Source organism: Vreelandella vilamensis (assembly GCF_031451755.1).
GTDB classification, from domain to species: Bacteria; Pseudomonadota; Gammaproteobacteria; order Pseudomonadales; family Halomonadaceae; genus Vreelandella; species Vreelandella vilamensis.
Genome location: NZ_JARWAN010000018.1, coordinates 1 through 23,106, shown reverse-complemented (window position 1 = coordinate 23,106; position 23,106 = coordinate 1). Strand labels below are relative to the sequence as shown.

Genomic DNA, 23,106 nt, shown 5'->3' with positions numbered 1-23,106 from the left:
AGGAATGCGGGCAGTGGCGGCAAACTTCAAGGCCCAAGGGCATGTGCGAAACGCCTAGAAATCGGGAAGCGGGCGACCGTTAACCCGCCACTTTCCTTGAATAAGATCAAACGTAAGTGAGTGCGTACTTAGCGGGAGCCCTAACCACAGCGCGGCGACAGGCGGTGCATTATGCCAGGTGATATCGCCTTCGAGGCGCGAACGCCAACGGGATGACGTCGGCTCACGCAGCGCGTCAATTAAGCTAAGTTCCTCTAAGCGTCGAGGATCAAAAAATAGCGCGCCATTGGCGTCAATATCGATCCCCAGAAGCGGGCTTTTCATATCGATGGCGTGAATATCCAAGCGTGGTGACTCTTTCAGCGTTTGCAGAAGATTCGGCTCAAGACGCGCTAACAGCCCCTCTTCCACCGGCATCTCAACGCTTCCCCGCGCCGCTTCCTGGCGCAGCTGGACAATCACATCACGCACGGCGTCTGCATCAATACGCGAAAGCTCAGCCGCTATCCGGCCACGCAGTATCGGCGCTTGCGGGGCCTGATCGGTCAAGATGGCATCGCCAACAACGAGCTCGCTAGCAATGCGCAACTCCTGTTCGTCGAGCACCATATCGCTACGAAGCTCAAGCGGCGTTACCGTCAGATTAAGCTCAGGATGCGTTAGCGACACCGATTCGACCCGCAAATGATCATGCTGGTTAAAATGATAAGCGCCCTGCGTGTAGGTATAGCGACTCTCTAGCACGCTAGGCCCGAGCACCAAACGGGCGTCACGATCTTTCAACACCAACTCATTGAGCAAACCACGCAGACGCCAATCACCAAACACGCCCTCCAACCGCACACGCGCCCCACGCACTTCCAGGTAACGACCATCTTGTTCGATCACCAGCGGCGCCAGTGCCAGGCGCAATTCCGTGTGCCCACTTAAGGTGTGATAGCGCCCCTGCCATCGGGGCGCGGAAGGTACCGACACATCGCCGACCGCTCGCTGCAGTGCCGTATCCAACCGCGGCATGAGCGTCCCTTCAATATCGGTATTCAAAACACCATGACGAGCGCGGTAGGAAACTTCCAACCGCCACGGGCGGCCTAACAAGGGAGAAAGAATGATCTTGCCGTGAGAAGAAAGCCATCCAGGATCGCTTTCGGTGCGCTGTACACGCCACTCACCGCGGGCTTTTAGGTCCTCAAGCGCCTGGCGCATACTGCGCTCAAACAAAACGCTTGATAGTAACTGAGCCACCATCCACACCACGGCCACAACCGCAATGACCGGGACAATAAGTCGTTCCTTGCGCATGGTGTTACTCCCTGACGCACACCCCTAAAAACACGGCCTGAGCGGAAAAGCGATCAATACAGCAGAACCATCAAGACAACGGACTACCAGAACAACAGGACTATCAATGCAGCCAGAACCATAGATGCATGGTACTCCAAGCGTATAACCCTGCCATGACATCATCAATCATGATGCCAAAACCGCCCGCGACACGGCGGTCGGCCCAGCGAATCGGCCAAGGCTTGAACACATCAAATACACGGAATACCACAAAGCCCCATAGCGCGGCTTCCCACGAGAACGGCACCGCTGCCATGGTAATCCAATAACCAACAAACTCATCCCAAACGATCCCGGAGTGGTCGTGCACGCCCAGATCGTGAGAGGTTTTATCGCACAGCCAAACGCCCACCACAAAGGCGGCAAACACGATACCCAGGTACCAGTTGAGCGGCAAATCCGCCATTAACCAGAAAAACGGGATCGCAGCCAACGTACCAAAGGTTCCCGGCGCAAAGGGCACGGCCCCGCTGCCTAACCCAAAGGCAAAAAAGTGCGTAGGGCGTCGCCAAACGCTAGACGGCGATTTATTCATGGCGATTCTCCCCTACGGTTCCCCGACGGATCACTGCCTGATGGCGTTTGCTCGACAAAGTGCTGCCATCCGGTTTCGCCCTCAGGGGGCACTCCCCTTACCCCAGGCTCTTCCTCGCACCGCCCGATCGCGGTAAGCGCAATACCCAGTGGCTTAAGAGCGGCCGCCGCTTGCGCCCAATGTGCCTGAGGGATCGTGACCAGCAGTTCATAATCATCGCCACCTGACAGCGCCGCCTTTAGTGCTCGCTGTGGGCCTAAGGAATCGACCAGCCCCTCGGCAAGAGGGATAGCGTCTACCTCAAGCGTGGCGCCCACACCAGAGGCCTGACGAAGGTGACCCAGATCCGCAATCAAGCCATCAGAAATGTCCAGCGCACTCGACGCAAGACCCCGTAGCGCGCGCCCGGCGGCAAGGCGTGGCATCGGCAGCAAGTAGCGCGCAATTAACGGATGCGCAAGGTCGCGTTCACCTTGCTGCCATAGCGCTAAGCCACCACCTCCGCCGCCAAGCGCGCCGGTCACCGCGATGATATCGCCTGCTTGCGCGCCACGGCGTGTGAGCGCGCCACCGCTAGGCACTTCGCCCATCACGGTGACGCCTATCGACAGGTTCCCTAACGTGACATCGCCACCGACCAGCGTCGTCTCGTGCTGTTCGCACAGAGTGAGAAACCCTTGGGCATACGCCTGCAACCAAACGCTAACCGCTTGGTCATCATCTAGCTTGTGACCACCTAAGCTCTGTTGATCAAGCGTGAGCGCCATTAAGCACCAACGCGACGTTGCTCCCATCGCCGCCAGATCAGACAGCGCCACTGCCAAGGCGCGATGACCTATCGCCTTGGCGGGTGCGTCTGAGGGAAAGTGAACGTTCACAACGGACGTATCAACACTTACCACCAGCTGCTGCCCAGCGGTGGGTGTCAATAGTGTGGCATCGTCACCCACTCCCAAGGCCACACCATGGCCTTGGGTTGAGGACGTAAAGTAACGCTGAATTAGTTCGAATTCGCCAAGCACACAGGCCCCTTAACGCGATAGGTAGCCGTCACGGACGCCCTCAATGGCGGCGCGCGACGACCTCGGCACTGCGCAAGCGGTTCGCTAGCTTATCCAGAATGCCGTTCACGTATTTATGCCCATCGGTGGCGCCAAACGACTTGGCCAGCTCCACGCCTTCATTGATTACCACACGGTAAGGCACCTCTAAGCGGCGCGAAAGCTCGTAGGCGCCCAAGCGCAGAATCGCCAACTCCACGGCGTCCAAGTCTTCCAAGCGGCGATCAAGCAGCGGCGCAATATCACGGTCAAGCTCATCCTTGAAACGCGCCACGTTGTGCAAAAGCTCGTGGAACAGCGCCTTATCGGCGATCTCCATCACCTTGGCCCAATTTTCGTAGTCTTCCAGGTCATCGTCGGGCTTCTGGCTACGAAATTCTGCTTCAATGGCGGTCATGGATTTATGCGTCATTTGCCACTGATAAAGCCCTTGAACGGCAAGCTCACGCGCGGCGTGACGGCTTTCTTGCGCCGCAGAAGGCTTACGCTGCTGACTCATTGCTCCGCCTCCGGAGAAAGGGCGCGCAGCAATGACACCATTTCCATTGCCGCCATCGCCGCTTCGGTTCCTTTATTGCCTGCTTTGGTGCCCGCGCGCTCAATGGCTTGCTCAATCGACTCGACCGTTAGCACGCCATTGGCGACCGGTGTATCAAACTCAAGCTGGAGGTTATTCATCGCCGAATTACACCCACCGGCGACGTATTCAAAGTGCGGGGTGCCACCGCGAATCACGGCCCCTAGCGCGATGACCGCATCGGGACGGCTCACTTTCAGCACTTTTTTCACTGCCAAGGGCAGCTCCCACGCACCAGGAACATGCACGATTTGAATCAGCTCGGAGTCAACGCCGTGGCGCACCAGGCTATCCACGGCACCTTCTACCAGGCTATCAACCACGTGGTGGTTAAAGCGCCCGACCACGAGGACATAGCGACCGTTAACGTCGAAAAAGTTACCTTCTACTTGAGAGAGGGGTTCCATCAATCTGTTCCTGCTGAAATTGAGTGCTGCTGAGAAGTCGGCTGACCGGTGGCATCCGCTGGGCTTAGTCGCTCCACGACTTCCAAATCAAACCCTGAAAGCGCGGAGAACTTCCACGGCGAACTCAATAGCCGCATTTTACCCACACCCAAGTGGCGCAAAATCTGCGAGCCCGTACCAATGGTCAAATAGTTACCGGCGCCATCAGAGTCGCTTGTTCGCGGTTGACGCACGCGGTCTAAGAAAATATCTAGCTGATCTTTTAGATCCTGATGCGGGCGCGCATCGTCAATCAAGACAAATACGCCGGACTCGGCACTGGCAATTTCCGCCAGCGCACGCTGCGCATCCCAACGATGCTTACCGTCTCTTAACAGCCCCATCACATCGTGCAACGTATCCGCTAAGTGCACACGGACGGTCGTCGGCTGGTCAGCGGTAGGCTGGCCGTTCACAAGCGCCAAATGGTGCGCCCCTTGAATACGATCACGAAAAACGTGCAGCATCATATCGCCATGGGCGGTACTTTGCGGCAGCGCCTCGACGTGATCCACGGTCTGCTCGTTAATGATGCGGTAGTGGATCAGATCAGCAATGGTACCCATCTTAATGCCGTGCTCTTTGGCAAAGGCCTCAAGCTCAGGGCGGCGCGCCATGCTGCCATCGTCGTTCATAATCTCGCAGATCACACCGCTTGGGTCACAGCCGGCAAGCGCCGCCAAATCACACGCGGCTTCGGTGTGCCCCGCCCGGCGCAACACGCCACCCGGCTCTGCCATCAGCGGGAAAATATGCCCTGGCTGAACAATATCGTCAGCCGTGGCATTCGCGGCAACAGCCGCTTGCACGGTGCGGGCGCGGTCAGCGGCGGAAATGCCGGTGGTGACACCGGTTGTCGCTTCAATAGACAGCGTGAATTTGGTTCCAAACCCCGAGCCGTTATCGCTCACCATTAGCGGCAGGTTAAGCTGCTCACAGCGGTGACGCGTCATTGGCAAGCAAATAAGCCCGCGGGCATGACGTGCCATGAAGTTGATATGTTCGGCCTGGACTTTCTCCGCGGCCATGATGATATCACCTTCGTTTTCTCGATCCTCATCGTCCATGAGGATCACCATTTTGCCTTGGCGAATGTCGTCTACCAAGTCAGCGATGGGGGCCAGACCCCCAAGGGAGGAGTGCGCCATGGAATCTCCAAGTCTGTGTCGCATTACGTGCGATTTCGCGCGTCAGGGTACCTTGCTATGGCTGACGGCGCTAGTCACGAACCGGGGAGGCGACAATTCGCCAGTCCTGCCCCACCGCGCGAATATCGTGAATGGTCAGCCGACGCTGGTCGGCCATTTTACTTAAACCCGGTAGGGCAAATAACGGCCGCGCTTCTCCACCTAAAAGCGTGGGTGCGACAAAAAGCTGCATCTCGTCCACCACGTCAGCGGCCAGCATGGCCCCGGCGAGCGTGGCACCGGTTTCCACCAGCAACTCATTAATTTGCTCGTTTTCCGCCAACCAATGAAGCAATTGAGGCAGATCGATACGCCCCCCTTCCGCCGCTGGCAGCTCCTGCACGTCGGCACCTGCTTGTTCGAGCTTGGCGCGCTTTACTGGCGCGTGAGCGGGCGTGGTGATGATTAACGTTCGCCCAGGGGCAGACAAACAGGCGGCGGCGAGCGGTAAGCGCAAGCGCGTATCCAAAATCACCCGCAACGGTTGGCGCTTTACAATCTTGTCAGCGTTAGGCAACTGAAGCTGCTCGGCGCGCAGTGTTAAACGTGAATCGTCCATAATGACAGACTCCACGCCGCTTAACACCGCACTTGAGCGGGCACGTAAACGCTGCACGTGACAGCGGGCCTCGGGGCCGGTGATCCACTGAGATTCGCCGGAGCCCATCGCCGTGCGGCCATCCAGGCTCATCGCCATTTTCAGCCGCACAAAGGGACGTTGGTACGCCATACGCGCGATAAAGCCTGGGTTAAGCTTACGCGCATCGTCCTCTAGTAACCCGACCTGAACTTGAATGCCAGCCTCTTCCAGCAAGCGAACGCCGCGCCCGCTGACCTGCGGATTCGGATCCACCATCGCCACCACCACGCGGGCAACCTTCGCCTCTACCAGCGCCAATGCACAAGGGCCAGTCCGCCCGGTGTGGGAACAAGGCTCTAACGTTACATACGCGGTAGCCCCCTCGGCGTTTATGCCCGCCGCTACAAGGGCGTGTATTTCCGCATGGGGCTCACCCGCGCGCGCATGATAGCCTTCGCCAACCACTTCACCATGACGCACGATCACACAGCCCACCCGAGGGTTCGGGTCGGTGGTATAAAGACCGCGCTCGGCTAAATGCAGCGCACGCGCCATATAGTGATGGTCATCGTAAGTAAATGGCATCGGCGAAAGCGCTCTTGGGGTTAAGGTTCTTACGGTCAGGGTTCTTGCGAAAGGCGGTCAATTTCAGCACGAAATTCGTCCAAATCCTGAAACTTGCGATATACCGAGGCAAAGCGGATATACGCCACTTGATCCAACTGTTTGAGCGCCTGCATCACCGACTCGCCGATTTCCCGCGCGTTGATTTCCCGGTCACCACGGGCGCGCAACGTTTGGCGGATACGCTCAACCGCGGTTTCGATGGCTTCGGCGCTGACCGGGCGTTTTTCCAGGGCGCGCAAAATGCCTGCGCGCAATTTCTGTTCGTCAAACGACTCACGCGAACCGTCGGATTTTACCACCCGCGGCATGATCAGCTCGGCCGTTTCATAGGTGGTAAAACGCTCATGGCAGGCCGCGCACTGGCGGCGACGGCGCACTTGATCGCCGTCTGCCACTAAGCGAGAGTCTGTCACTCGGGTATCGTTAGCACCACAAAAGGGGCAATGCATTGGGTCGACCTGTTGTCAGGCGTGTTAAAAAGCATACGCTACAGTTTTATCGCTAACGCATTGTAGCGACTTCAGCGGCAATATTCATAGAAACGCGGCCAAAAGCATTACGCAAACATTTGCGCGATAACGCCAAGGGTTAAACGCCACAAATGTGGTGCATGCGGTTTTTTTTCCACCATTTACTGACCCGAAGCATGCATTGTCATATTGCGGCCATTACTCTTAGCACGATAGAGCGCACCATCAGCGCGACCAAGAAGTTGCTCAACCGACTCTCCTGGCATCACTTCGGCAACCCCAAGTGATAGCGTTACTCGACCTACTTCGTCGTCTTCTAACACTGAAACCGCGTTGCGCAGGCGCTCAGCAAGGTTCACCGCCGTCACTTGGGGCGCATGAATCACCACCATAAACTCCTCACCACCCCAGCGAATCACGGGATCCCCCGGGCGCACCTGCTCTTTTAGCGCTTTGGCAATGTGCTGTATAACCCGGTCACCCGCCAGGTGCCCATAGGTATCGTTAACGTGCTTAAAATGATCAATATCGCAAATGATAATGCTGAGCGGGCAATGTTCGTCACGCCAGCGGCGATAAGCCGTTGCTAATGCTTCATCACCTGCGCGACGGTTTAAAAGTCCCGTCAACTTATCCTCGGAGGCCATGGCATAGAGAACTTTTTCACGCTCGACGATGTCATCGACCTGCCAAGATGTGCTTATGTAGTGCGTGCAGCGACCGTGCTCATCTTGCACCGGAGCGATACTCTGCTCGACGTAGTAACGGCTGCCATCCTTACGGCGATTAATAAAGCGCGCCTGGAATGGCTGATTTTTTTCCAGGCTTTGCCAAAGATTGCGATAGAACGCCGCGTCTTGTTCACCGGAGTTAAGAATAGCCGGTGTCTGCCCCAGCACTTCCTCCTTGTGATACCCCGTTAGCTTTTCAAACGCAGCATTCACAAACACGATGTGCTCTTTTTCGTCAGTGATAACAACCGGATCGTTCGCTTGATTAAGCGCTTTTATGAGGGTTTCACGCTCCTTTTCTGCCTTGACATGAGACGTGATATCTTGCTGAACAGAAACGAAATTCGTGAGTTCATTATTTTCATTAAACACGGGAGAAACGTTCCAGTTCACGACATAGGCTTGCCCGTCATTACGATAATTGATGGTACTGCCTTCCCAAAAGGTGCGTTGCGTTAGCGCTTGTTTCAGCGACGCAATAACTTCCATGTCAGTGTCGGGGCCTTGGAGTATTTTGGGTGGACGACCTATAAGCGCTTCACGGGTATAGCCCGTCATCTGGCAAAATGCCGGGTTGCAGTGAACAATAAAGGGTCCACCTCCATCAAAGTCAGCATCCGTAATCAGTACGGCGTTGTATGCCTGCTCCGAGGCCAACGCAATCAGTCGATTTTTCTCAGCATTTTCTTGCGCCACGTTGGCAGTTCCTATGGTTTCGAGACGAATGAAGCTATATGGCGGAGATATTAGCAAAACAAAGACACTTAAATAAGAGACGCTAAAAGCAATGGCATATCCACTAATTGCCCCCTAATTCATGCCTGAGATAATCCGATCAACACATCCTTAACACCTCCTGAAAGACGAGTAACTTAATGCCACGATTTCTGACCCTTAGCGCCGCTCTTACGGCCGCTTTTCTAGCCAGCGTAAGCACGCACATTTTAGCGCAAGAAAAACTTCCCGCCCCCGTCACCGCCCTGAAAAACCAAGGCATTGACATCCACGGCCAATTTAGCGCCCCCGGCGGGTTACGAGGCTTTGGGGCCAGCGTACAAGGCCGGGAAATGGCGATCTACTTAACCCCTGATGGCGAACACGCCATTGTCGGCACGCTCATGGACAGCGATGGCAATGACCTCACCGAACCACAGCTTGATGAGCACGTTCGCGCCCCACTAGAAGCGCAAACCTGGGCATTGCTCGAAGAAAGCCATTGGATTCAAGATGGCGACCGCGACGCGCCTCGGGTGGTTTACACCTTCACTGACGCTAACTGCCCGTACTGCCAACAACTGTGGGAAGCCGCACGCCCATGGGTAGAAGCCGGCAAGGTGCAGATGCGCCATATTATGGTGGGCATCCTCGCCGCCGACAGCCCCGGGAAAGCCGCCGCCATGTTAGGCGCTGACGACCCAGCGGCGGCTTTACGCGCCCACAAACGCGGCGACGGCATTGAGGCCAGCGCCCAACCCCGTCATATCGAAGAGCAAGTGTATGCCAACAACCAGCTTTTTGAAGAACTCGGGCTCTACGCCACTCCCACCAGCGCCTTTCAGCGTGAAACCGACAACGGCAGCGTGCGCATCGAGCGCATCGAAGGCATGCCCAACGAAGAGCGCCTGATTGAGATGATGGGAAGTAAAACGCCTGCTGAGTGACGGATTATCCCCTACAAAGGATAAAAGCCTGCCTATCCTTCATAGGGGATAAAACGCAAAACCCCGCCTGGCAACATGACCGGGCGGGGTTTTAGTGTGACCCTCAAGACGCTTTAGTCTTCTAGATCTTCAAAACGCGGCACGCCAACGTTCCAAGGAATGACCTCTTCGCCTTTCTCACCCCAGTTAGCGTGATCGGCTAAGCGGTGATCATCGTGTTCACGCACCTGGCCGTAGCTTGAGTGTTTGTGGAAGGTCGGGCCAAACTGCTCCAACATGTCATCAACCGTTTCCGCAATACGATAGCGCGGATCCTGCGGGCGTTCTTGCTGCGTCATGTAATACGCCACGTCCCATGCTTCTTGGTCGGATAGCGACAGCGGCTGACCCAGCGGCATGTTGTTTTTGATAAAGCCAGCCGCCGTGTGCGTGCGCACAATACCGGCGCCCCAATTGTTGGAACCGTCACCCCAGAGCGGAGGAAAGACATACTCGCCATCCTCATAGTGACCCGAACCGTCTTCCTGGTGACAGATCGCGCACTGCTCCTGATAAACCGCCTCACCTTGTGCGTAGCTAAGCGCTTCCGGGCGGTCGGGCGGCGGGAAGCCCCGGCCGTAAATCGGCTGATCCGGGTAGACCGGCGCACCGGTGGCAAGCCAACGGTGGTACGCCGACAGCGCCAACATATCGTCGCTGCCATACTCAGGCGGCGTGCCGTTCATTGAATACGCGAAACAGCCCGCGATACGCTCTTCCAAGTTATTGACGTGCTGGTTTTTGCCGCGAAAGTTCGGCAAGGTGACCGCCGCGGGCCACACCGGTGCACTAAACGGCTGGCGGCCTTCCCCTAAGTGACAGCTTGAGCAGTTCATGTCGTTAAAGACATGCTCACCCCGTAACTGCTGAGTATCAGTGAACAGGTCATAACCACGACGAATGACTTTCTTGAGTTCAGGATGCAAATCCGCCTCATCAAGATCGGCCATGGTCGGCGGCACATGTACCAACTCATTGTCTTGCGGCGCCGGGTAACCCATCTCGGCCAGGTTTTGATAGGGCGTCTCAGCGCTCTGTTCGTTGTCACTTTGCGCGTTGGCAGTCACGACGCCTGCCACGGCGATAGAAGCACCGACGACGGTCAGCGCAAAACTTTTTTTACCCATGCTCATGATTATTCCTCCCCTTCTGCGCTGACCGTTTGACTGGCGTACCAGGCCGATACCGCTTCGATATCGTCATCGCTCATGCGCTTGGCAATCGACCCCATTAAGTTCTGCGGGTCGTTGGCACGCTCATCATCTTTCCAGGCATGCAGCTGGGTACTGATATATGCCCCATGCTGGCTAGCAATACCGGGGAAATCACTCCCAACACCTTTGCCGCCTGGGCCGTGACAGCTTTTGCACGAGACGATGTAGTTATCCCAATCACCACGGTTAGCAAGCTGCTCTCCCCGGGTGAGCAGCGCCTCAGACGCGTCCTCACCGCCGCCAGCGGAGGTAATCTCCAGTTGGCTAAAATAGGCCGCTACGTCCACTATCTGCTGATCATTTAGCATGTTGGCGAAGGGCATCATGCTGGCATTCTGACGACGCCCTGCTTGAAAATCATGCAGCTGCTTTTCGATGTAGCCCGCGTTTAAGCCGGCGAGTCGTGGCCACGACTCGCCATCCGGCACATTCATACCACTGCCGTCAGCTTGGTGACACGCAACGCAGGTCGCGGCTGCCGCTTGGCCGCGCTCCGGGTCGCCCGGCTCAACAGCGAGCACGTTACCCGTCGACAAACCGGCCCCTAGCAGCAGGCCCAGCCCGCCTAAAATCCTCTTGCTCATCACGGTTTCCCCTTTATGTTGTGGTTTCCCTTAAGCGTGAATAAGACCGCTCAAGGTGGTTGGCTGCCCCGCCTCTTGGTATTACTCAGAGGCGGTGGCTGGCACAATGAATTCAACGGACAGGCCTTCCCCTGCGTGGCTTGAAAATGCCACGCGCCCGCCAAAACGCTCGGCAATGGCGACGACAATCGCGAGCCCAAGCCCGCTTCCCTGCTCTTTACTAGCGCGCCAGAACCGCTGGGGAAGCTGTTTGAGCACCTCCGACGAGACGCCCGCCCCTTGATCCTGTACACAAAAGGCCACGGATTGTTCGGTTTCAAGCCAGTATGCACTCAGTGTGACGGGCTTATTCTCCGGACCGTGGCGCAACGCGTTATCAAGCAGGTTACGCAGCGCGGTAATCGCCAACTCGCGTGGCATGTGTAATATCGCCTGCGGCCAGCGCTCGGGCAATACAAACCGTTGGTTCGCATCCACGTTGGTGTCGCCAATCGCGCAGGTGGCAATATCGGCGACATCGCTTTCTTCGCCATCGTCAAAACGTAAATGTCCCTCGACCCGCGCTAACGTCAGCAGCTGATTGAGCGTGCGGCTTAACCGTACCACGCCCTCTTCGGCCTGTTTTACTGATGCGATCGCGGCTTGCCCTTCAACCCGCTTGGCCACTTGCAGATGCGTTTTAATCGCGGTCAGCGGGGTGCGTAACTCGTGGGCAGCATCATTGGTGAAGCGTTGTTCGCGCACAATCGTCTGTTGTACTCGCGACAGCAAGCCGTTCAACGTATCAATCAACGGGCGGATTTCCCTCGGCATACCATAAGTAGTGACTGGGGCCAGAGCATCTGGGTGGCGACGTGAGAGCGACTCGCGCAGCCGCGTTAATGGTGCTAACCCACGCCAAAGCACCAGCCACACCACACCAAGACTACCAACTAAGGCCACGATAAAGGGCACCACCGCCACGCGAATCACATCGCCCAGCAAAATGTCGCGCTCGTCCATCCGGTCGGCGGTGGTAATGGTCAGCCCGCCGCGTTCATAAGTGAACACTCGCCATGTCATCCCTCCTTCCTCCCGATACGCATGGCCTCGCTCACCCGGCATTAATACCTGCTCCATGTCCGTGTGCGTACGGGCCATGATTTCGCCGCGTGGAGAGTGGACTTGACAGGCAAGCCCCTCAATCGGCGGAATGGAAAGCGCACGTTGATCCGCCTGCTCCCACACCTCGGGGGGCAGTTGCAGCATCAAGCCGGCGACCATGCGCGCCGACTGTGCTAGCCGCTGATCCAACGTTTCGACCACTTTATTTTCCAAATCCTGCATCAGCCACGCCGCCGCACTGCCCCACAAAAGCGATAGCGTTAGCCCTAGAGTCAACAGCAGGCGAAGGCGCAAACTCATGGTTTTAGCGTCATGCTATCTTCTGGACGCATCACCGCCTCAGGCTTACCCAAGCGGTATCCCAGGCCGCGCACGGTATCGATAATGCCGCTACCAAGCTTACGTCGCAGGTGATGGATATGCACGTTTAGCGCATTGCTTTCGACGTCTTCGTTCATGCCATAAAGGCTGTCTTTGAGCTGATCGGCGTTTAACACGCTGCGCGGGGCGTATAAAAAGGCCTCCAAGAGCACGAGTTCTCGCCGCGAAAGCGGTATCACAGCGTCATCGATGCTAACTTGTCGCGAGACCGGGTCCAGGGTGAGCGTGCCGTGCGTAATCACACCGCTGCTACGCCCCGACGCACGTCGCAGCAGGGCATAAAGCCGCGCAACCAATTCATCAAGATCAAACGGTTTAACCAAGTAATCGTCTGCGCCGCCTTGCAAGCCATCGACGCGATCGCGCACGGCATCCCGCGCGGTGAGTATCAGCACTGGCGTTTCTACGCCTTGCTGGCGCCATTCCTCCAAGAGCAACAGGCCATCACCATCGGGCATACCGCGATCAAGGATGACAGCGTCTGTGGTCACGGCCTCCAGCGCTTGGCTGGCTGCTTGCAATGTAGAGACGTGATCCACAACAAAATCGTAGGTCATTAACCCTGCACGAATGCCAGAAGCCACTAACGCATCATCTTCTACCAGCAATATATGCATAACGGTTCCTTTACGAATATACGCAGCATGACAAGCCAGGATTAACCGAAGGTTAAAATTTTCCATGCAACGCGTGATAAAGACAAAAAAACCCCTGCCAGCCGGGCTGACAAGGGGAAACATAAAACGAAGGTCTAACCGTTAACGCGTTAGCGTTCGGGCCGTAAACCAGCCCACCACCATGGCAATCAACATCGCGGCAAGTGGAATCGTCAGACCGCCAACAGAGGCAATGGCAGGCCCTGGGCAATAACCCGATAACCCCCAGCCAATACCAAAGAGCGCCGCGCCCCCCAAAAGCTTGGCGTCAACATCCTGCTTGGTGGGTAGCTGAAAGCGTTCACCGAATAACGGTCCTGCACGCTTAAACACGAGACGATAACCAATAAAGCTCGTGACGACCGCCCCACCCAACACAAACATCAGCGTCGGGTCCCAGGCACCCGAAATATCTAAAAAGCCAATAACGCGCGCGGGATCCGTCATACCTGATACGGCAAGACCAAGGCCGAACAGCAAGCCGGCAATGTAGCCCATCACCATCTTCATGCCCCACCTCCTATCACATGACGCACCACATAGACGGTGACGATGGCGGTGATCAAAAACATCACCGTTGCGACAATGGATCGTGTCGACAGGCGCGAAATGCCGCAAACACCATGGCCACTGGTACAACCGCTACCAAGCCCGGTTCCAAGTCCCACTAAAAGCCCCGCAAGCAGCATCAGCGAGACTCCTCCCGCAGGTTCACCGATAACGGCGCCCGTGGTATTGGCAACGTTCCCAAGACCACCGCCCAACGCCATGATAAGCAGTGGGCCGCTGATTAAGCCTAGTACAAAGGTCACGCGCCAAGCGCTGTCGCCTTTTGGGCGCTGGGTAATCAAATTACCCACAATGCCACTTATTCCAGCGATACGTCCCATGGTGCCCATCAGCCAAACCGCTGAGAGCCCAATCAGAACGCCGCCCACCAGCCCTTGCAGGCTTACCATCCAATCCACGCTGTTCTCCTTTTTTAACTGGCGCTAATGACTACTTCGATACCTGCGACGACGGTTACTGCGATTACGACTTCGTCTTACAGGTGTTAACGCCGATCAGCGAATAAAGCGGGCAGAAATTAAACAAGCCTGTGGCGAGCGGTACGACCCCAATCCAGCCCCATGCACCAATGGTGCCGATCAAGGCCAGAAGAATTAGCAAAGCTCCTACCACAATGCGGGCAATTTTATCGATACCACCTACGTTCGTTTTCATCGTGTATCTCCTAAGAAGATTGTTGCTCAGTTTTGGGTGAAAATGACGACGCTGGCGCGATTGCAAGCGATCCCTCAGGGAGATCGTGCGCCAACGTCAATGCTTGTGCGTTAGAACAAGCAGACTGCTCAGGGTATATCGCGTTGGAAGGCTGCGTCAGCGCCACCCATGCGCTATAAGTGCTCAGATGAACAAAACCGGTTAATTCCTCACAGAACGTTGTGCTCTTCAAGCGGTCCATCACCGGCCCCTTCACTTCAGCCAAGTGCAACACCACGCCAGCATCATCCAAACGGTGGTTGATGGTTTCCAAACTTTCAAGCGCTGAGGCATCGATCACGTTGACCGCTTGGCAGGCCAATACGACGTGCTTGACGTCGGGCCGACGGCTCACCTCATCCATCACCGTATCTTCAAGATAGCGCGCATTGGCGAAATAGAGACTTTCATCCACACGTAAAATGCACAGATGAGGCACGGTTTCGACCTGGTGGCGCTCAACGTTGCGAAAGTGCTCGCTGCCGGGCACCCGGCCAATCACGGCGCTATGCGGGCGGCTGGTGCGGTAGAGATGCAACGCCAACGAAAGCCCGACACCGGCTAAAATACCGCTTTCCACCCCGCTGACCAGCGTAACGACAATAGTTGCCAACATGGCAGCAAAATCACTGCGTGAATAACGCCACGTACGCACAATGGCGGGGAAATCCACTAAGCTCAGCACCGCAATAATGATCGTCGCGGCCAGTGTCGCCACGGGTAAATACGCAATCAAGGGAGTTAATACCAAGGCCGCCACGCCAATGCCCACAGCGGTGAAGGCACCAGCCGCCGGGGTTTGCGCGCCAGCATCAAAATTAACCACCGAACGGGAAAAACCACCGGTGACCGGCATCCCACCGGAAAAAGAGGCTGCCAAATTAGCGCTACCTAACCCGATCAACTCCTGATTCGGATCGATGCGCTGGCGACGTTTGGCGGCCAACGTCTGCCCCACGGACACCGATTCCACAAACCCTACGATACTGATCAGCAGCGCAGCCATTAACAAATCGCGCCACAGTCCCAATTCAAACCCTGGCAGCGTAATGGGCGGCAACCCCGCCGGAATGTCACCCACTACCGCCACACCACGCTGGTCTAACCCCAAATGCCAGGTAATCAGCGTGGTTGCCGCAACCGCGACGATAGGCGCCGCTTTGGTTAACATGTCGGCCACGCCAGACGCCACGCCCACGTTCAACAACCCCTTTTTCAGCCAGCGCCGCGCTGAATAAAGAAACACCAAACTGCCGCCACCGAGCAGCAGCGTGGCCACATGAACATTGCCTAGCTCGCTCAAAATACCGGTAAGAAGCATCACCATGTTATGGCCACTTGCTTCCACACCCAGCAGATGGCGCAGTTGCCCCGCCGCAATGATCAAGCCAGAGGCGGTAATAAAACCGGAAATCACCGGATGACTGAGAAAGTTGGCCAAAAAACCCAGCCGGGCCAGCCCCATTAACGTCAAAATTAGCCCCGAGAGCAGTGCTAATATTAGCGCGGCGCCCACGTATTCGGCACTACCCGGCGCGGCGATGTTGCCTAATGCTGCCGCCGTCATCAGCGACACCACTGCCACGGGCCCCACGGCTAGCGTCCGGCTAGTGCCAAATATTGCATAAGCCACTAGCGGCAACACGCTGGCATAGAGCCCCACTTCTGCCGGTAGCCCCGCTAACATGGCATACGCCAGCGACTGCGGGATCAGCATGATCGTCACAATCACCGCGGCCAGCAGGTCGCGTGTCAGGGTGCTGCGCTGATAATGCGGCAACCACTGAAAAATAGGCAGATAGCGTTTAAGGTTCACTGCATTGCCTCGGCATCGTCGGGTTTAACATCCACCGGTAAAAAAAATGGCGTAAAGCGTATTTAGGCTCAAAACTTGTTGATCGGCACTTTCAGATACACCTGGCCGTTATCGTCGGCAGGCGGCATTTCACCCGCGCGCATATTGACCTGGACCGACGGAATAATAAGCCGCGGCATCCCCAAGGTAGCGTCGCGCTCTGAGCGCATTTTGACGAAGGCCTCTTCACTCACCCCATCACGCACATGCACGTTGGCCGCACGCTGCTCCGCGACGGTGGTTTGGTGCTGGTAGGTGTCACGCTCGGGTGCCTTGTAGTCGTGGCACATAAACAAACGAGTAGACCCCGGCAACGCGAGCACTTTCTGGATTGAACGATAAAGCGCTCGTGCATCTCCACCAGGGAAATCGCAGCGCGCTGTGCCAAAGTCCGGCATGAACAGAGTATCGCCGACAAAAGCAGCATCACCGATCACATAGGTTAAGCAGGCGGGTGTATGGCCCGGGGTGTGTAGCACGCGCCCTTCAAGGCCACCAATGTGAAAGGTATCGCCCTCTTTAAATAGGGCATCAAACTGGCTGCCGTCACGAGCAAATTCGGTACCCGCGTTAAACGCTTTACCGAACACGTCCTGTACGACGGTGATGTTGGCGCCAATACCGGTCTTGCCGCCGAGTTTTTCATGGAGGTAAGGCGCTGCCGAGAGATGGTCAGCGTGTACGTGCGTTTCCAAAATCCACTCAACATCGAGGTTATGCTCACGCACAAACGCAATGATTTCATCGGCGGAACGCACATCCGTGCGGCCAGCGGCGTAGTCAAAATCGAGCACCGAATCTAATATCGCGCAAGCCTGACTGTTGGGGTCTTGAACTACGTAACTGAACGTATTGGTCGGTTCATCAAAAAAGTAAGTAACCAGTGGAGCGGTCATGATCGCCTCCGAATAAACATTTAAATGCACAAGGCATTGTGAACTGTCATGAGTATAACGCAAATAACGTTATATATTTATATTTTTTTCGTCTATAAAATCGAATGCATAAAACAACACCGCTCAGCCAAGGCCGAACGGTGTTATGAATCGAGCGTTACGTATTAAATGGCTTAGAAGCTATACACCGGGATTGACGGGTCACGCATCATCTCCGCCATCGGGCCAGGCGCCGCAACGCCTACTCCTTCATGCAGGTCATCTTCAGAATAGTCCGAGTTCGGCAGGTAGATAGCGCAAACGTCAACCCCGACGCCTTCGCCCATCATCATCTGCATTAACCCTTCAGGCTTAATCTGGCCGGCCGGGTTACTGGGCGGTGTGTTGACGGCTTCTTCACTTTCAAAGCCTTCAACTGCCAGGTCCCCTGCTGCATCGCAGAGCAGAATGTGCAGATCTGTTCCTTGCTGGCGCATGGCATTGCCCAAGATCATCGCCATGCTTTGGGTTTGTACTTGATCGCTTGTCACAATCATCAAGGCGCGATCATCAGATTCACCATGATTATCAGCGGTCGCAAGCGTCGGCAGTGTGAAAGCGGCGACGCTTAATGCTGCTGCAGCAAATGTCGTGCAAGAAAGTGTGTTACGCATAATAAAAATCCTTCTGATTCATCAATGAAATACATCTCACCCAACTAACGGCTCACTAGATATTGCGCGTTTAGTAGGTAATGTTGATGTAACCGTTCTTCGTATTAATCGTCGTACTGATTAATCTTCGTACTTGCCTTCATACCACGCAACATCGAGATCAATTGTATATCCCCACGGTAACCCGGCATTACGCCAGCCATTACGGGCACGCACGCCAGCCGAATCGCCTTCTGCTAATTGCCCACCCTCAAAGCCGTCACTCACTGAATACACTTCGGAGTAACCCATTTCCGCCACAACATCGACGGCAGGCGCACTACGCGTAGCCCCAGAGCGGCACATCATGATGATCGGGGTATCGGCTTCAACACCCAACGCTTCAAGCTCAGCGCGTATCTGCTCTTCGAAGTCTGGGTTTCGGGCAATGGGCCATGTTTGCGCTTCATCATCGAACTTCGTGCGATCCGCGAGCACCCACGGCACATGAATGTCGGTAGGCTCTGCAAAGCCGGTGAATTTAATTTCGATGGGATCGCGCACGTCAATCAGCACCGCGTCGCTTTCTTCCTGCATTAGCTCATACGCTTCTTGGGCGGTGACATAAAGCCCAAGCTGGGTTTCGCGATACGCCGGGGCATCCTCTTGTGCCTGCGCCATACTGCCCCAGGTTAAGGCAGCCGCTGCGATAGCGACCGATAAAGAACCACGTGCGAGAGATCGAACCTGCATTGCTTTGCTGCCATTCATAACAAAATACTATAAGTTAATAACTTCATATATAGCAGCATAGCCAAAAATACCGCGATCATCCTGTGGCGGTTTGTCGCAAGACCAAAGAAGGGAGGCAGCACAACGCTATGGAATAATCAAAAAAGCGTGGAAAAAGAGAGTGAATAAGGAGGGAGTTTCAGCAGGCGGGGTAACACAATAAAAAAAATTGCTTGAACACTTGGATTCAGGCAAAAAATAGCTATACTCAAATTGTACCCGCTGGCATCCCTGTACACCCCTCCCCCAGCCAGCGGGCTGCAGTGAGCCAAGCCCTTTCTGCCCGCCCTCCCCCGGCGGGCTTTTTTTTGACGCCTCAAAAGCCATGCCTCAGATAAACTGGCTATTCGACGTGAATCACGACCTCGACGCGGCGATTGCGCGCGCGCCCCTGTGCGGTATCGTTATCAGCGAGCGGCTCCGTTGCAGCCAACCCCACCGCGCGTAGACGGTTGGAATCCACTCCGGCGTCTTCCAGTACTTCCACAATCGCAATTGCCCGCGCGCTAGAAAGCGCCCAATTAGAGGGGTATTCCGGCGTGCTAATTGACCGGCTATCTGAGTGTCCTTCTACCGATACTTTACCGTCATAGCGCTGGATGGTTTCCACAAGGCTTGCCACTACCGCTTGCCCATCCACGGTTAAGTCGGCGGTCGAACTGGGGAAAAGCAATTGATCCTGAACACGAAGATTAATCCCTTCCGATACCCGGGATACTTCCACGCCGTCTAAATCCGGCAGATACAGCGAGCTTTCCACCCGCTGAGCAAGCGATTGGTTAAGCGCTAGCGCACCGGACACCGCATCGTCATCGACCTCCACTACGTTACTCGGCGGGCGATCGGTGAGCACCACCATAAACTCAGCCAGCGGTCGAGTTAAATCAAATCCAGAAGGCATCATCAATTGCGGTAATTCTGGCGCGGGTAACCGCACAGACTCGGCTTCAACGCTTGGCCTAGCTAACAACCGAGGGGGCGCGGGTACACGCGGCGGCAACCCCGCCACCCCTAAAGCCGCGCTGAGCGCTGACGGGCTTAGCTCGCCTGGCGCGACCGATGGCAGTTGTTGCGTTGCTCTACGAAGATCCGCTAACGGCGCTGGCAACGGCACCTCTAAACGCGGCACTGGGCGTATTTCTTCCACCTCAGGCGCACGGGAGCCCACCAACCAACCCGGGTTAGCCGCTTCCGCTGCCACAATAATAATCACAAACAGCGCCACCAACAGCGTCATGACATCGATATAACTCACCATCCAGGCGCTATCACTATCGTCATCTTGGTGCACTGTTAACAGAGAGTCGTGGCGCGGCCCGCTGCGGTGGTCTTCAAGCATTCGTGTTATCGCTCATTCAAGTTTTTAACTCCATAGCCGATCTTGGTTAAGCATGGCAAACTAGTCTATCAAACGCCGTTTTATCGCGAGAAGGAACTGCCGGTGCCGTCTTATTTAACGACTCATTTACCTATTTATTGTCTACCTACTTATTGCCTGCCTACGTATTATCAGCCTACGACGCGTCAAGCACAGATCAGCGCCTTACGCTGGTTACGCCTTGTCGCCATAGGCGCGGTGGCCGTAACGCTCAGTGGCTGTTTTTATGCCAACACCTCACAAGCGCCGATAGCGACCACCTACCCCTATACCGAACAGCAGCGCATGCAGGCAGCACACCACTGGGATGTGCTCGCACAACACGAGGCCGACGGCATTCTACGCAACAGCCGCGTGCGTTTTCGCGACTTGTATATTCGCCCCGATGATCAGGCGCCACTAAATGAAAACCTCGGCGGCGAGTTTGGCCGCGGGTTTCACGACTTACTCACCAGCCAGTTAGTTGCACGCGGCGCCAATGTCACCACCGCCCCCAGCGCGCAAAGCGCCACGGTAAGATTTAACGTGGAAGTCGTGCATCACCGCGACCGTGATTATATCCGCCCCCCGCGAGGCGCTTTTACCGCCCTCGCGGGAGGCGTTGCTGTCGCCACTCATCCCTTCAATCACTGGAGTGAGCCGGCCCTTGCGCTTATCCCTGCGGCCATCGCCGCCGATATCACCAGCGGCAGCTGGACCCACACGGGTGATGAAGAGATCATCGTGACCACACAAATTGTCGATGACGAGCGCATTCTCTACTCCTCATCGAATATTTACTACACCAACCAAGGCGACCGACGCCACTACGCACCTCACAGAGTTCCGCAGCCGCCCGTCACTCCCACTGTTTCTGTCACTGATACTTGGTAACTTTTATGCCGTTGACTCACGTTTCCTTGGTGCCCTTTTCGTTGATGCGGTCACGCACGCTTCGCCTGATCGCCATCAGTTTTTTTATGCTATCGCTGAGCGCATGCACCCTATTTAGTCACGAGAGTGCTGCCACTCCAGCACCCAAGCCAGACCTTTCAGAGTTGGCACACCAGGCGGCGGAGCGCATTGTCGCAGGTAACCCCGACATCACCCGTTACAGCCCGATGATTGCCGCCACCTTTGTGGATATCGATAACCTCAGTCAGTCTTCCACCTTTGGCCGTATCAGCTCGGAAATCATGGCATCCGCGCTTGCGCGCCAAGGCATGCAAGTACGTGAAGTCAAAATGCGCGACAGTATGTTCATCGAAGAGAGCGTGGGCGAGCTCATTTTATCACGCCAAGTGCAGCGCCTAAGCGCCCAGCACGACGCCCGCTCAATTTTGATGGGCACCTACGCCCAAGGGCAAGATTATGTCTACGTCAGCGCGAGGGTCGTACGCTCTGGTGATGCCATGGTGCTAGGCACCGCCGATTTTCGCCTGCCGCTGAACAACAACACCCGCAGCTTGCTTAATGGGGGTGGCTGGTAAACGGAAGGAAGAAAAAGTTGGACTCGTTATGCTGAACGACCCTTCGGCGCGTTCAGCATAACTAGGTCAGATTGGGATATATTAATAGCAAACCTTCAACAGGCTTATGGCGAACATTATTCTGCCTATTCGACGTTTAAAAGCGACTCAAGGCGGGCTAGCTGATTTGGCGATAACGGCATGTCTGCCTGTTTGGCAGCGGCAATGTCGTCAGGCAGTGCATGCAAACGCAACGCATGGCTAACACGCTTCACCGTTGTCACCCAGGCGGCTTTTCCAGGCGCGTTAACCGTAGCGATACCCACCACACCCACGCCCAACATATACACGGCCAATGTTGCCCCTAACGGGCACCCCTTGTCTGACACATCATCGGTAAGCCTCAGCTCGCGCTTGTGCTGTTCCCGCCACTGCTCGGCGCGAAGGCGTGGCAGAAAGTGCCAGCGCACATAGGGCTTTACCGAGGCCTTAAACGCCATCCAATACTGATATCGCGCCGTGCGATAAATCGCCAAACGTGCTTCTAGCTCATGTTCTTTGTGGCACGCCTGTTGCCACTGTTGATAACTCTGACGCGCTTTTGTCGAGAGGCTATCCCATGTGTAGTGATTACCCTCAACCTCAACGGTAGAGGGTATCAATGGAGTTAGGTTGCTCACTAACAATCTCAGTGCTTTTTCGGCAGTTCTTCAGCCAACGCGTTGGCATACGCCTTGCGCGCCGTCTGTGTAATCGCTAACTGCTGCTGCAAGCGGCTAATTTCTTGATCAGTGACACGCAAATTCATGACCTGGTTGCGTGCATTTTCAGAAAGATCTGAAAGGTTATACTCAGCACCATCGATAGTAACTTTTTGCTTCTGTTCTGCCATGTTCAACTCCTAATTTACTTAAAGACTCTCTTAGATACGTTTTTGTTTAAAAACATAGTGAGTAGCATTATACGCAACTTTAGCGTTTGTGCAGCCTACACATGAGAGAGCCTGCGGCTTAACCGCCAAAATCAAAATTTAAATCTTCATCCTCATCGAAAAGCGATTCCAGATCGACTTTTTTACCGCTATTCGGGTGCTCTGTCCGCTTAGCGAGATCACTCAGGCGGGCTTGACTAAGAAGCTGCATGTAGGCCACGGTCAGCGCACCGCTTTTTGCTAGCGCACTTAATGTATCGCCCGCTAAGTGGCGCAAACCCCCTCTGTCAGCCTTGTTGTCCGGTTGGCGATATCGCCTAAATTCAATCCAGGGGGAGCGGTATGGAATTCATGTGCCACGTTATTCTGAAGAGCGTAAAGCAGCTATCCTGAAGAAGTTGTTGCCGCCCCACAATCGCAGTGTGGCATCGGTTGCAACGGAAGAAGGCATCTCCAACGCGACGCTGTATAGTTGGTTAAAACAGTGTCGAGAAAAAGGAGTGCCTGTGCCGGGTCACACCGAGGGCGACAACGAATGGCCACCTGACGCCAAGCTAGCCGTTGTCATCGAAACCGCGACGATGTCAGAGACAGAGCTTGGCGCTTACTGCCGAGAAAAAGGCCTTTATCCTGAGCAAATCCAGCAATGGAAAGCCGCTTGTCTCCAAGGGGCTGGCCAGCAAGAAGAGCAGGCAAAAGCGGCGCAAAAGCAGC

At 55.6% G+C, this 23,106-nt stretch carries 28 protein-coding genes; 4 read left to right on the top strand and 24 right to left on the bottom strand.

Going from position 1 to position 23,106, the window contains the following annotated elements; genetic code table 11:
* Positions 1-54: 54 nt before the first annotated feature.
* The 9 genes from QC823_RS11365 to QC823_RS11325 form a co-directional block, all read right to left on the bottom strand.
* The gene (locus QC823_RS11365) at positions 55-1,302 is read right to left on the bottom strand and encodes a DUF945 family protein (RefSeq protein WP_309656463.1); all 1,248 of its coding nucleotides are present in this window, start codon (positions 1,300-1,302) and stop codon (positions 55-57) included.
* Positions 1,303-1,405: 103 nt separating this feature from the next.
* Entirely contained in the window at positions 1,406-1,879 is a 474-nt protein-coding gene (locus QC823_RS11360; RefSeq protein ID WP_309656462.1) for a phosphatidylglycerophosphatase A family protein, read from the bottom strand.
* A complete protein-coding gene (thiL, locus tag QC823_RS11355; protein WP_309656461.1) occupies positions 1,876-2,901 on the bottom strand; it encodes a thiamine-phosphate kinase in 1,026 nt (341 codons plus the stop codon). The genes QC823_RS11360 and thiL overlap by 4 nt, the downstream gene beginning before the upstream one ends.
* A 40-nt stretch (positions 2,902-2,941) precedes the next feature.
* The gene (nusB, locus tag QC823_RS11350) at positions 2,942-3,439 is read right to left on the bottom strand and encodes a transcription antitermination factor NusB (protein ID WP_309656460.1); all 498 of its coding nucleotides are present in this window, start codon (positions 3,437-3,439) and stop codon (positions 2,942-2,944) included.
* Positions 3,436-3,924 (bottom strand): 6,7-dimethyl-8-ribityllumazine synthase, encoded by a 489-nt coding sequence (gene ribH, locus QC823_RS11345; RefSeq protein ID WP_309656459.1) that lies wholly within the window; start codon positions 3,922-3,924, stop codon positions 3,436-3,438. Before ribH ends, nusB begins: the two co-directional genes overlap by 4 nt.
* Entirely contained in the window at positions 3,924-5,111 is a 1,188-nt protein-coding gene (gene ribBA / locus QC823_RS11340; protein ID WP_309656458.1) for a bifunctional 3,4-dihydroxy-2-butanone-4-phosphate synthase/GTP cyclohydrolase II, read from the bottom strand. Before ribBA ends, ribH begins: the two co-directional genes overlap by 1 nt.
* A gap of 70 nt (positions 5,112-5,181) precedes the next feature.
* Positions 5,182-6,315, bottom strand: coding sequence for a bifunctional diaminohydroxyphosphoribosylaminopyrimidine deaminase/5-amino-6-(5-phosphoribosylamino)uracil reductase RibD (gene ribD / locus QC823_RS11335; RefSeq protein ID WP_309656457.1), 1,134 nt, complete (start codon positions 6,313-6,315; stop codon positions 5,182-5,184).
* 35 nt (positions 6,316-6,350) lie between these two features.
* On the bottom strand, positions 6,351-6,806 hold the full coding sequence (nrdR, locus tag QC823_RS11330; RefSeq protein WP_309656456.1) for a transcriptional regulator NrdR: 456 nt from the start codon (positions 6,804-6,806) through the stop codon (positions 6,351-6,353).
* Positions 6,807-6,988: 182 nt separating this feature from the next.
* The gene (locus tag QC823_RS11325) at positions 6,989-8,254 is read right to left on the bottom strand and encodes a sensor domain-containing diguanylate cyclase (RefSeq protein ID WP_309656455.1); all 1,266 of its coding nucleotides are present in this window, start codon (positions 8,252-8,254) and stop codon (positions 6,989-6,991) included.
* Positions 8,255-8,433: 179 nt separating this feature from the next.
* Here QC823_RS11325 and dsbG point away from each other — a divergent pair, with 179 nt between their 5' ends.
* Positions 8,434-9,219: a thiol:disulfide interchange protein DsbG gene (gene dsbG / locus QC823_RS11320; protein ID WP_309656454.1), complete on the top strand. Its 786-nt coding sequence runs from the start codon at positions 8,434-8,436 to the stop codon at positions 9,217-9,219.
* A gap of 113 nt (positions 9,220-9,332) precedes the next feature.
* On the opposite strand, the gene QC823_RS11315 is transcribed toward dsbG, so the two are convergent.
* From QC823_RS11315 to QC823_RS11260, 12 genes are all read right to left on the bottom strand, one after another.
* On the bottom strand, positions 9,333-10,391 hold the full coding sequence (locus QC823_RS11315) for a c-type cytochrome (protein WP_309656453.1): 1,059 nt from the start codon (positions 10,389-10,391) through the stop codon (positions 9,333-9,335).
* A gap of 2 nt (positions 10,392-10,393) precedes the next feature.
* The gene (locus QC823_RS11310; protein WP_309656452.1) at positions 10,394-11,056 is read right to left on the bottom strand and encodes a c-type cytochrome; all 663 of its coding nucleotides are present in this window, start codon (positions 11,054-11,056) and stop codon (positions 10,394-10,396) included.
* 81 nt (positions 11,057-11,137) lie between these two features.
* On the bottom strand, positions 11,138-12,460 hold the full coding sequence (locus QC823_RS11305; RefSeq protein WP_309656451.1) for an ATP-binding protein: 1,323 nt from the start codon (positions 12,458-12,460) through the stop codon (positions 11,138-11,140).
* Positions 12,457-13,158 carry a response regulator gene (locus QC823_RS11300; RefSeq protein WP_309656450.1) on the bottom strand — a complete coding sequence of 234 codons (702 nt, stop codon included), beginning with the start codon at positions 13,156-13,158 and terminating at the stop codon, positions 12,457-12,459. The genes QC823_RS11305 and QC823_RS11300 overlap by 4 nt, the downstream gene beginning before the upstream one ends.
* Positions 13,159-13,299: 141 nt before the next feature.
* The gene (locus QC823_RS11295; RefSeq protein ID WP_309656449.1) at positions 13,300-13,707 is read right to left on the bottom strand and encodes a DUF6691 family protein; all 408 of its coding nucleotides are present in this window, start codon (positions 13,705-13,707) and stop codon (positions 13,300-13,302) included.
* Positions 13,704-14,165 (bottom strand): YeeE/YedE family protein, encoded by a 462-nt coding sequence (locus QC823_RS11290; protein ID WP_309656448.1) that lies wholly within the window; start codon positions 14,163-14,165, stop codon positions 13,704-13,706. Before QC823_RS11290 ends, QC823_RS11295 begins: the two co-directional genes overlap by 4 nt.
* A 64-nt stretch (positions 14,166-14,229) precedes the next feature.
* Complete coding sequence (locus tag QC823_RS11285; RefSeq protein WP_309656447.1) at positions 14,230-14,421, bottom strand: YgaP family membrane protein; 192 nt, start codon at positions 14,419-14,421, stop codon at positions 14,230-14,232.
* A gap of 10 nt (positions 14,422-14,431) precedes the next feature.
* On the bottom strand, positions 14,432-16,276 hold the full coding sequence (locus QC823_RS11280; protein WP_309656446.1) for a SulP family inorganic anion transporter: 1,845 nt from the start codon (positions 16,274-16,276) through the stop codon (positions 14,432-14,434).
* Positions 16,277-16,344: 68 nt separating this feature from the next.
* Complete coding sequence (locus QC823_RS11275; protein WP_309656445.1) at positions 16,345-17,211, bottom strand: MBL fold metallo-hydrolase; 867 nt, start codon at positions 17,209-17,211, stop codon at positions 16,345-16,347.
* A 173-nt stretch (positions 17,212-17,384) separates the two neighbouring features.
* Positions 17,385-17,864, bottom strand: a complete 480-nt coding sequence (locus QC823_RS11270; protein WP_309656444.1) for a DsrE family protein — start codon at positions 17,862-17,864, stop codon at positions 17,385-17,387.
* A 120-nt stretch (positions 17,865-17,984) separates the two neighbouring features.
* On the bottom strand, positions 17,985-18,596 hold the full coding sequence (locus tag QC823_RS11265) for a rhodanese-like domain-containing protein (protein ID WP_309656443.1): 612 nt from the start codon (positions 18,594-18,596) through the stop codon (positions 17,985-17,987).
* Between the two features lie 382 nt (positions 18,597-18,978).
* On the bottom strand, positions 18,979-19,974 hold the full coding sequence (locus tag QC823_RS11260) for an OmpA family protein (RefSeq protein ID WP_309656442.1): 996 nt from the start codon (positions 19,972-19,974) through the stop codon (positions 18,979-18,981).
* Positions 19,975-20,169: 195 nt separating this feature from the next.
* On the opposite strand from QC823_RS11260, the gene QC823_RS11255 reads away from it, so the two are divergent.
* Positions 20,170-20,886, top strand: coding sequence for a hypothetical protein (locus QC823_RS11255; protein WP_422823649.1), 717 nt, complete (start codon positions 20,170-20,172; stop codon positions 20,884-20,886).
* A 5-nt stretch (positions 20,887-20,891) separates the two neighbouring features.
* Positions 20,892-21,482, top strand: a complete 591-nt coding sequence (locus QC823_RS11250) for a FlgO family outer membrane protein (RefSeq protein ID WP_309656441.1) — start codon at positions 20,892-20,894, stop codon at positions 21,480-21,482.
* A 125-nt stretch (positions 21,483-21,607) separates the two neighbouring features.
* On the opposite strand, the gene QC823_RS11245 is transcribed toward QC823_RS11250, so the two are convergent.
* The 3 genes from QC823_RS11245 to QC823_RS11235 form a co-directional block, all read right to left on the bottom strand.
* Positions 21,608-22,141: a hypothetical protein gene (locus QC823_RS11245; protein WP_309656440.1), complete on the bottom strand. Its 534-nt coding sequence runs from the start codon at positions 22,139-22,141 to the stop codon at positions 21,608-21,610.
* Positions 22,142-22,149: 8 nt separating this feature from the next.
* Positions 22,150-22,353, bottom strand: coding sequence for a DUF6447 family protein (locus tag QC823_RS11240; protein WP_309656439.1), 204 nt, complete (start codon positions 22,351-22,353; stop codon positions 22,150-22,152).
* A 118-nt stretch (positions 22,354-22,471) separates the two neighbouring features.
* Entirely contained in the window at positions 22,472-22,669 is a 198-nt protein-coding gene (locus QC823_RS11235; protein WP_309656438.1) for a hypothetical protein, read from the bottom strand.
* A gap of 76 nt (positions 22,670-22,745) precedes the next feature.
* Here QC823_RS11235 and QC823_RS11230 point away from each other — a divergent pair.
* Positions 22,746-23,106, top strand: a 361-nt coding sequence (locus QC823_RS11230) for a transposase (protein ID WP_309656437.1), incomplete at its 3' end; no start/stop codon positions are given.

Excerpts from the sequence above, each read along its gene's own strand:
- QC823_RS11300 (WP_309656450.1), bottom strand. The coding sequence starts at position 13,158 with ATGCATATATTGCTGGTAGAAGATGATGCGTTAGTGGCTTCTGGCATT.
- ribBA (WP_309656458.1), bottom strand. The coding sequence starts at position 5,111 with ATGGCGCACTCCTCCCTTGGGGGTCTGGCCCCCATCGCTGACTTGGTA.
- ribH (WP_309656459.1), bottom strand. The coding sequence starts at position 3,924 with ATGGAACCCCTCTCTCAAGTAGAAGGTAACTTTTTCGACGTTAACGGT.
- QC823_RS11265 (WP_309656443.1), bottom strand. The coding sequence starts at position 18,596 with ATGCAGGTTCGATCTCTCGCACGTGGTTCTTTATCGGTCGCTATCGCA.
- QC823_RS11365 (WP_309656463.1), bottom strand. The coding sequence starts at position 1,302 with ATGCGCAAGGAACGACTTATTGTCCCGGTCATTGCGGTTGTGGCCGTG.
- QC823_RS11305 (WP_309656451.1), bottom strand. The coding sequence starts at position 12,460 with ATGAGTTTGCGCCTTCGCCTGCTGTTGACTCTAGGGCTAACGCTATCG.
- nrdR (WP_309656456.1), bottom strand. The coding sequence starts at position 6,806 with ATGCATTGCCCCTTTTGTGGTGCTAACGATACCCGAGTGACAGACTCT.
- QC823_RS11315 (WP_309656453.1), bottom strand. The coding sequence starts at position 10,391 with ATGAGCATGGGTAAAAAAAGTTTTGCGCTGACCGTCGTCGGTGCTTCT.
- QC823_RS11310 (WP_309656452.1), bottom strand. The coding sequence starts at position 11,056 with ATGAGCAAGAGGATTTTAGGCGGGCTGGGCCTGCTGCTAGGGGCCGGT.
- QC823_RS11270 (WP_309656444.1), bottom strand. The coding sequence starts at position 17,864 with ATGCGTAACACACTTTCTTGCACGACATTTGCTGCAGCAGCATTAAGC.
- QC823_RS11295 (WP_309656449.1), bottom strand. The coding sequence starts at position 13,707 with ATGAAGATGGTGATGGGCTACATTGCCGGCTTGCTGTTCGGCCTTGGT.
- QC823_RS11250 (WP_309656441.1), top strand. The coding sequence starts at position 20,892 with ATGCCGTTGACTCACGTTTCCTTGGTGCCCTTTTCGTTGATGCGGTCA.
- QC823_RS11285 (WP_309656447.1), bottom strand. The coding sequence starts at position 14,421 with ATGAAAACGAACGTAGGTGGTATCGATAAAATTGCCCGCATTGTGGTA.
- QC823_RS11260 (WP_309656442.1), bottom strand. The coding sequence starts at position 19,974 with ATGCTTGAAGACCACCGCAGCGGGCCGCGCCACGACTCTCTGTTAACA.
- ribD (WP_309656457.1), bottom strand. The coding sequence starts at position 6,315 with ATGCCATTTACTTACGATGACCATCACTATATGGCGCGTGCGCTGCAT.
- QC823_RS11275 (WP_309656445.1), bottom strand. The coding sequence starts at position 17,211 with ATGACCGCTCCACTGGTTACTTACTTTTTTGATGAACCGACCAATACG.
- dsbG (WP_309656454.1), top strand. The coding sequence starts at position 8,434 with ATGCCACGATTTCTGACCCTTAGCGCCGCTCTTACGGCCGCTTTTCTA.
- QC823_RS11240 (WP_309656439.1), bottom strand. The coding sequence starts at position 22,353 with ATGGCAGAACAGAAGCAAAAAGTTACTATCGATGGTGCTGAGTATAAC.
- QC823_RS11360 (WP_309656462.1), bottom strand. The coding sequence starts at position 1,879 with ATGAATAAATCGCCGTCTAGCGTTTGGCGACGCCCTACGCACTTTTTT.
- nusB (WP_309656460.1), bottom strand. The coding sequence starts at position 3,439 with ATGAGTCAGCAGCGTAAGCCTTCTGCGGCGCAAGAAAGCCGTCACGCC.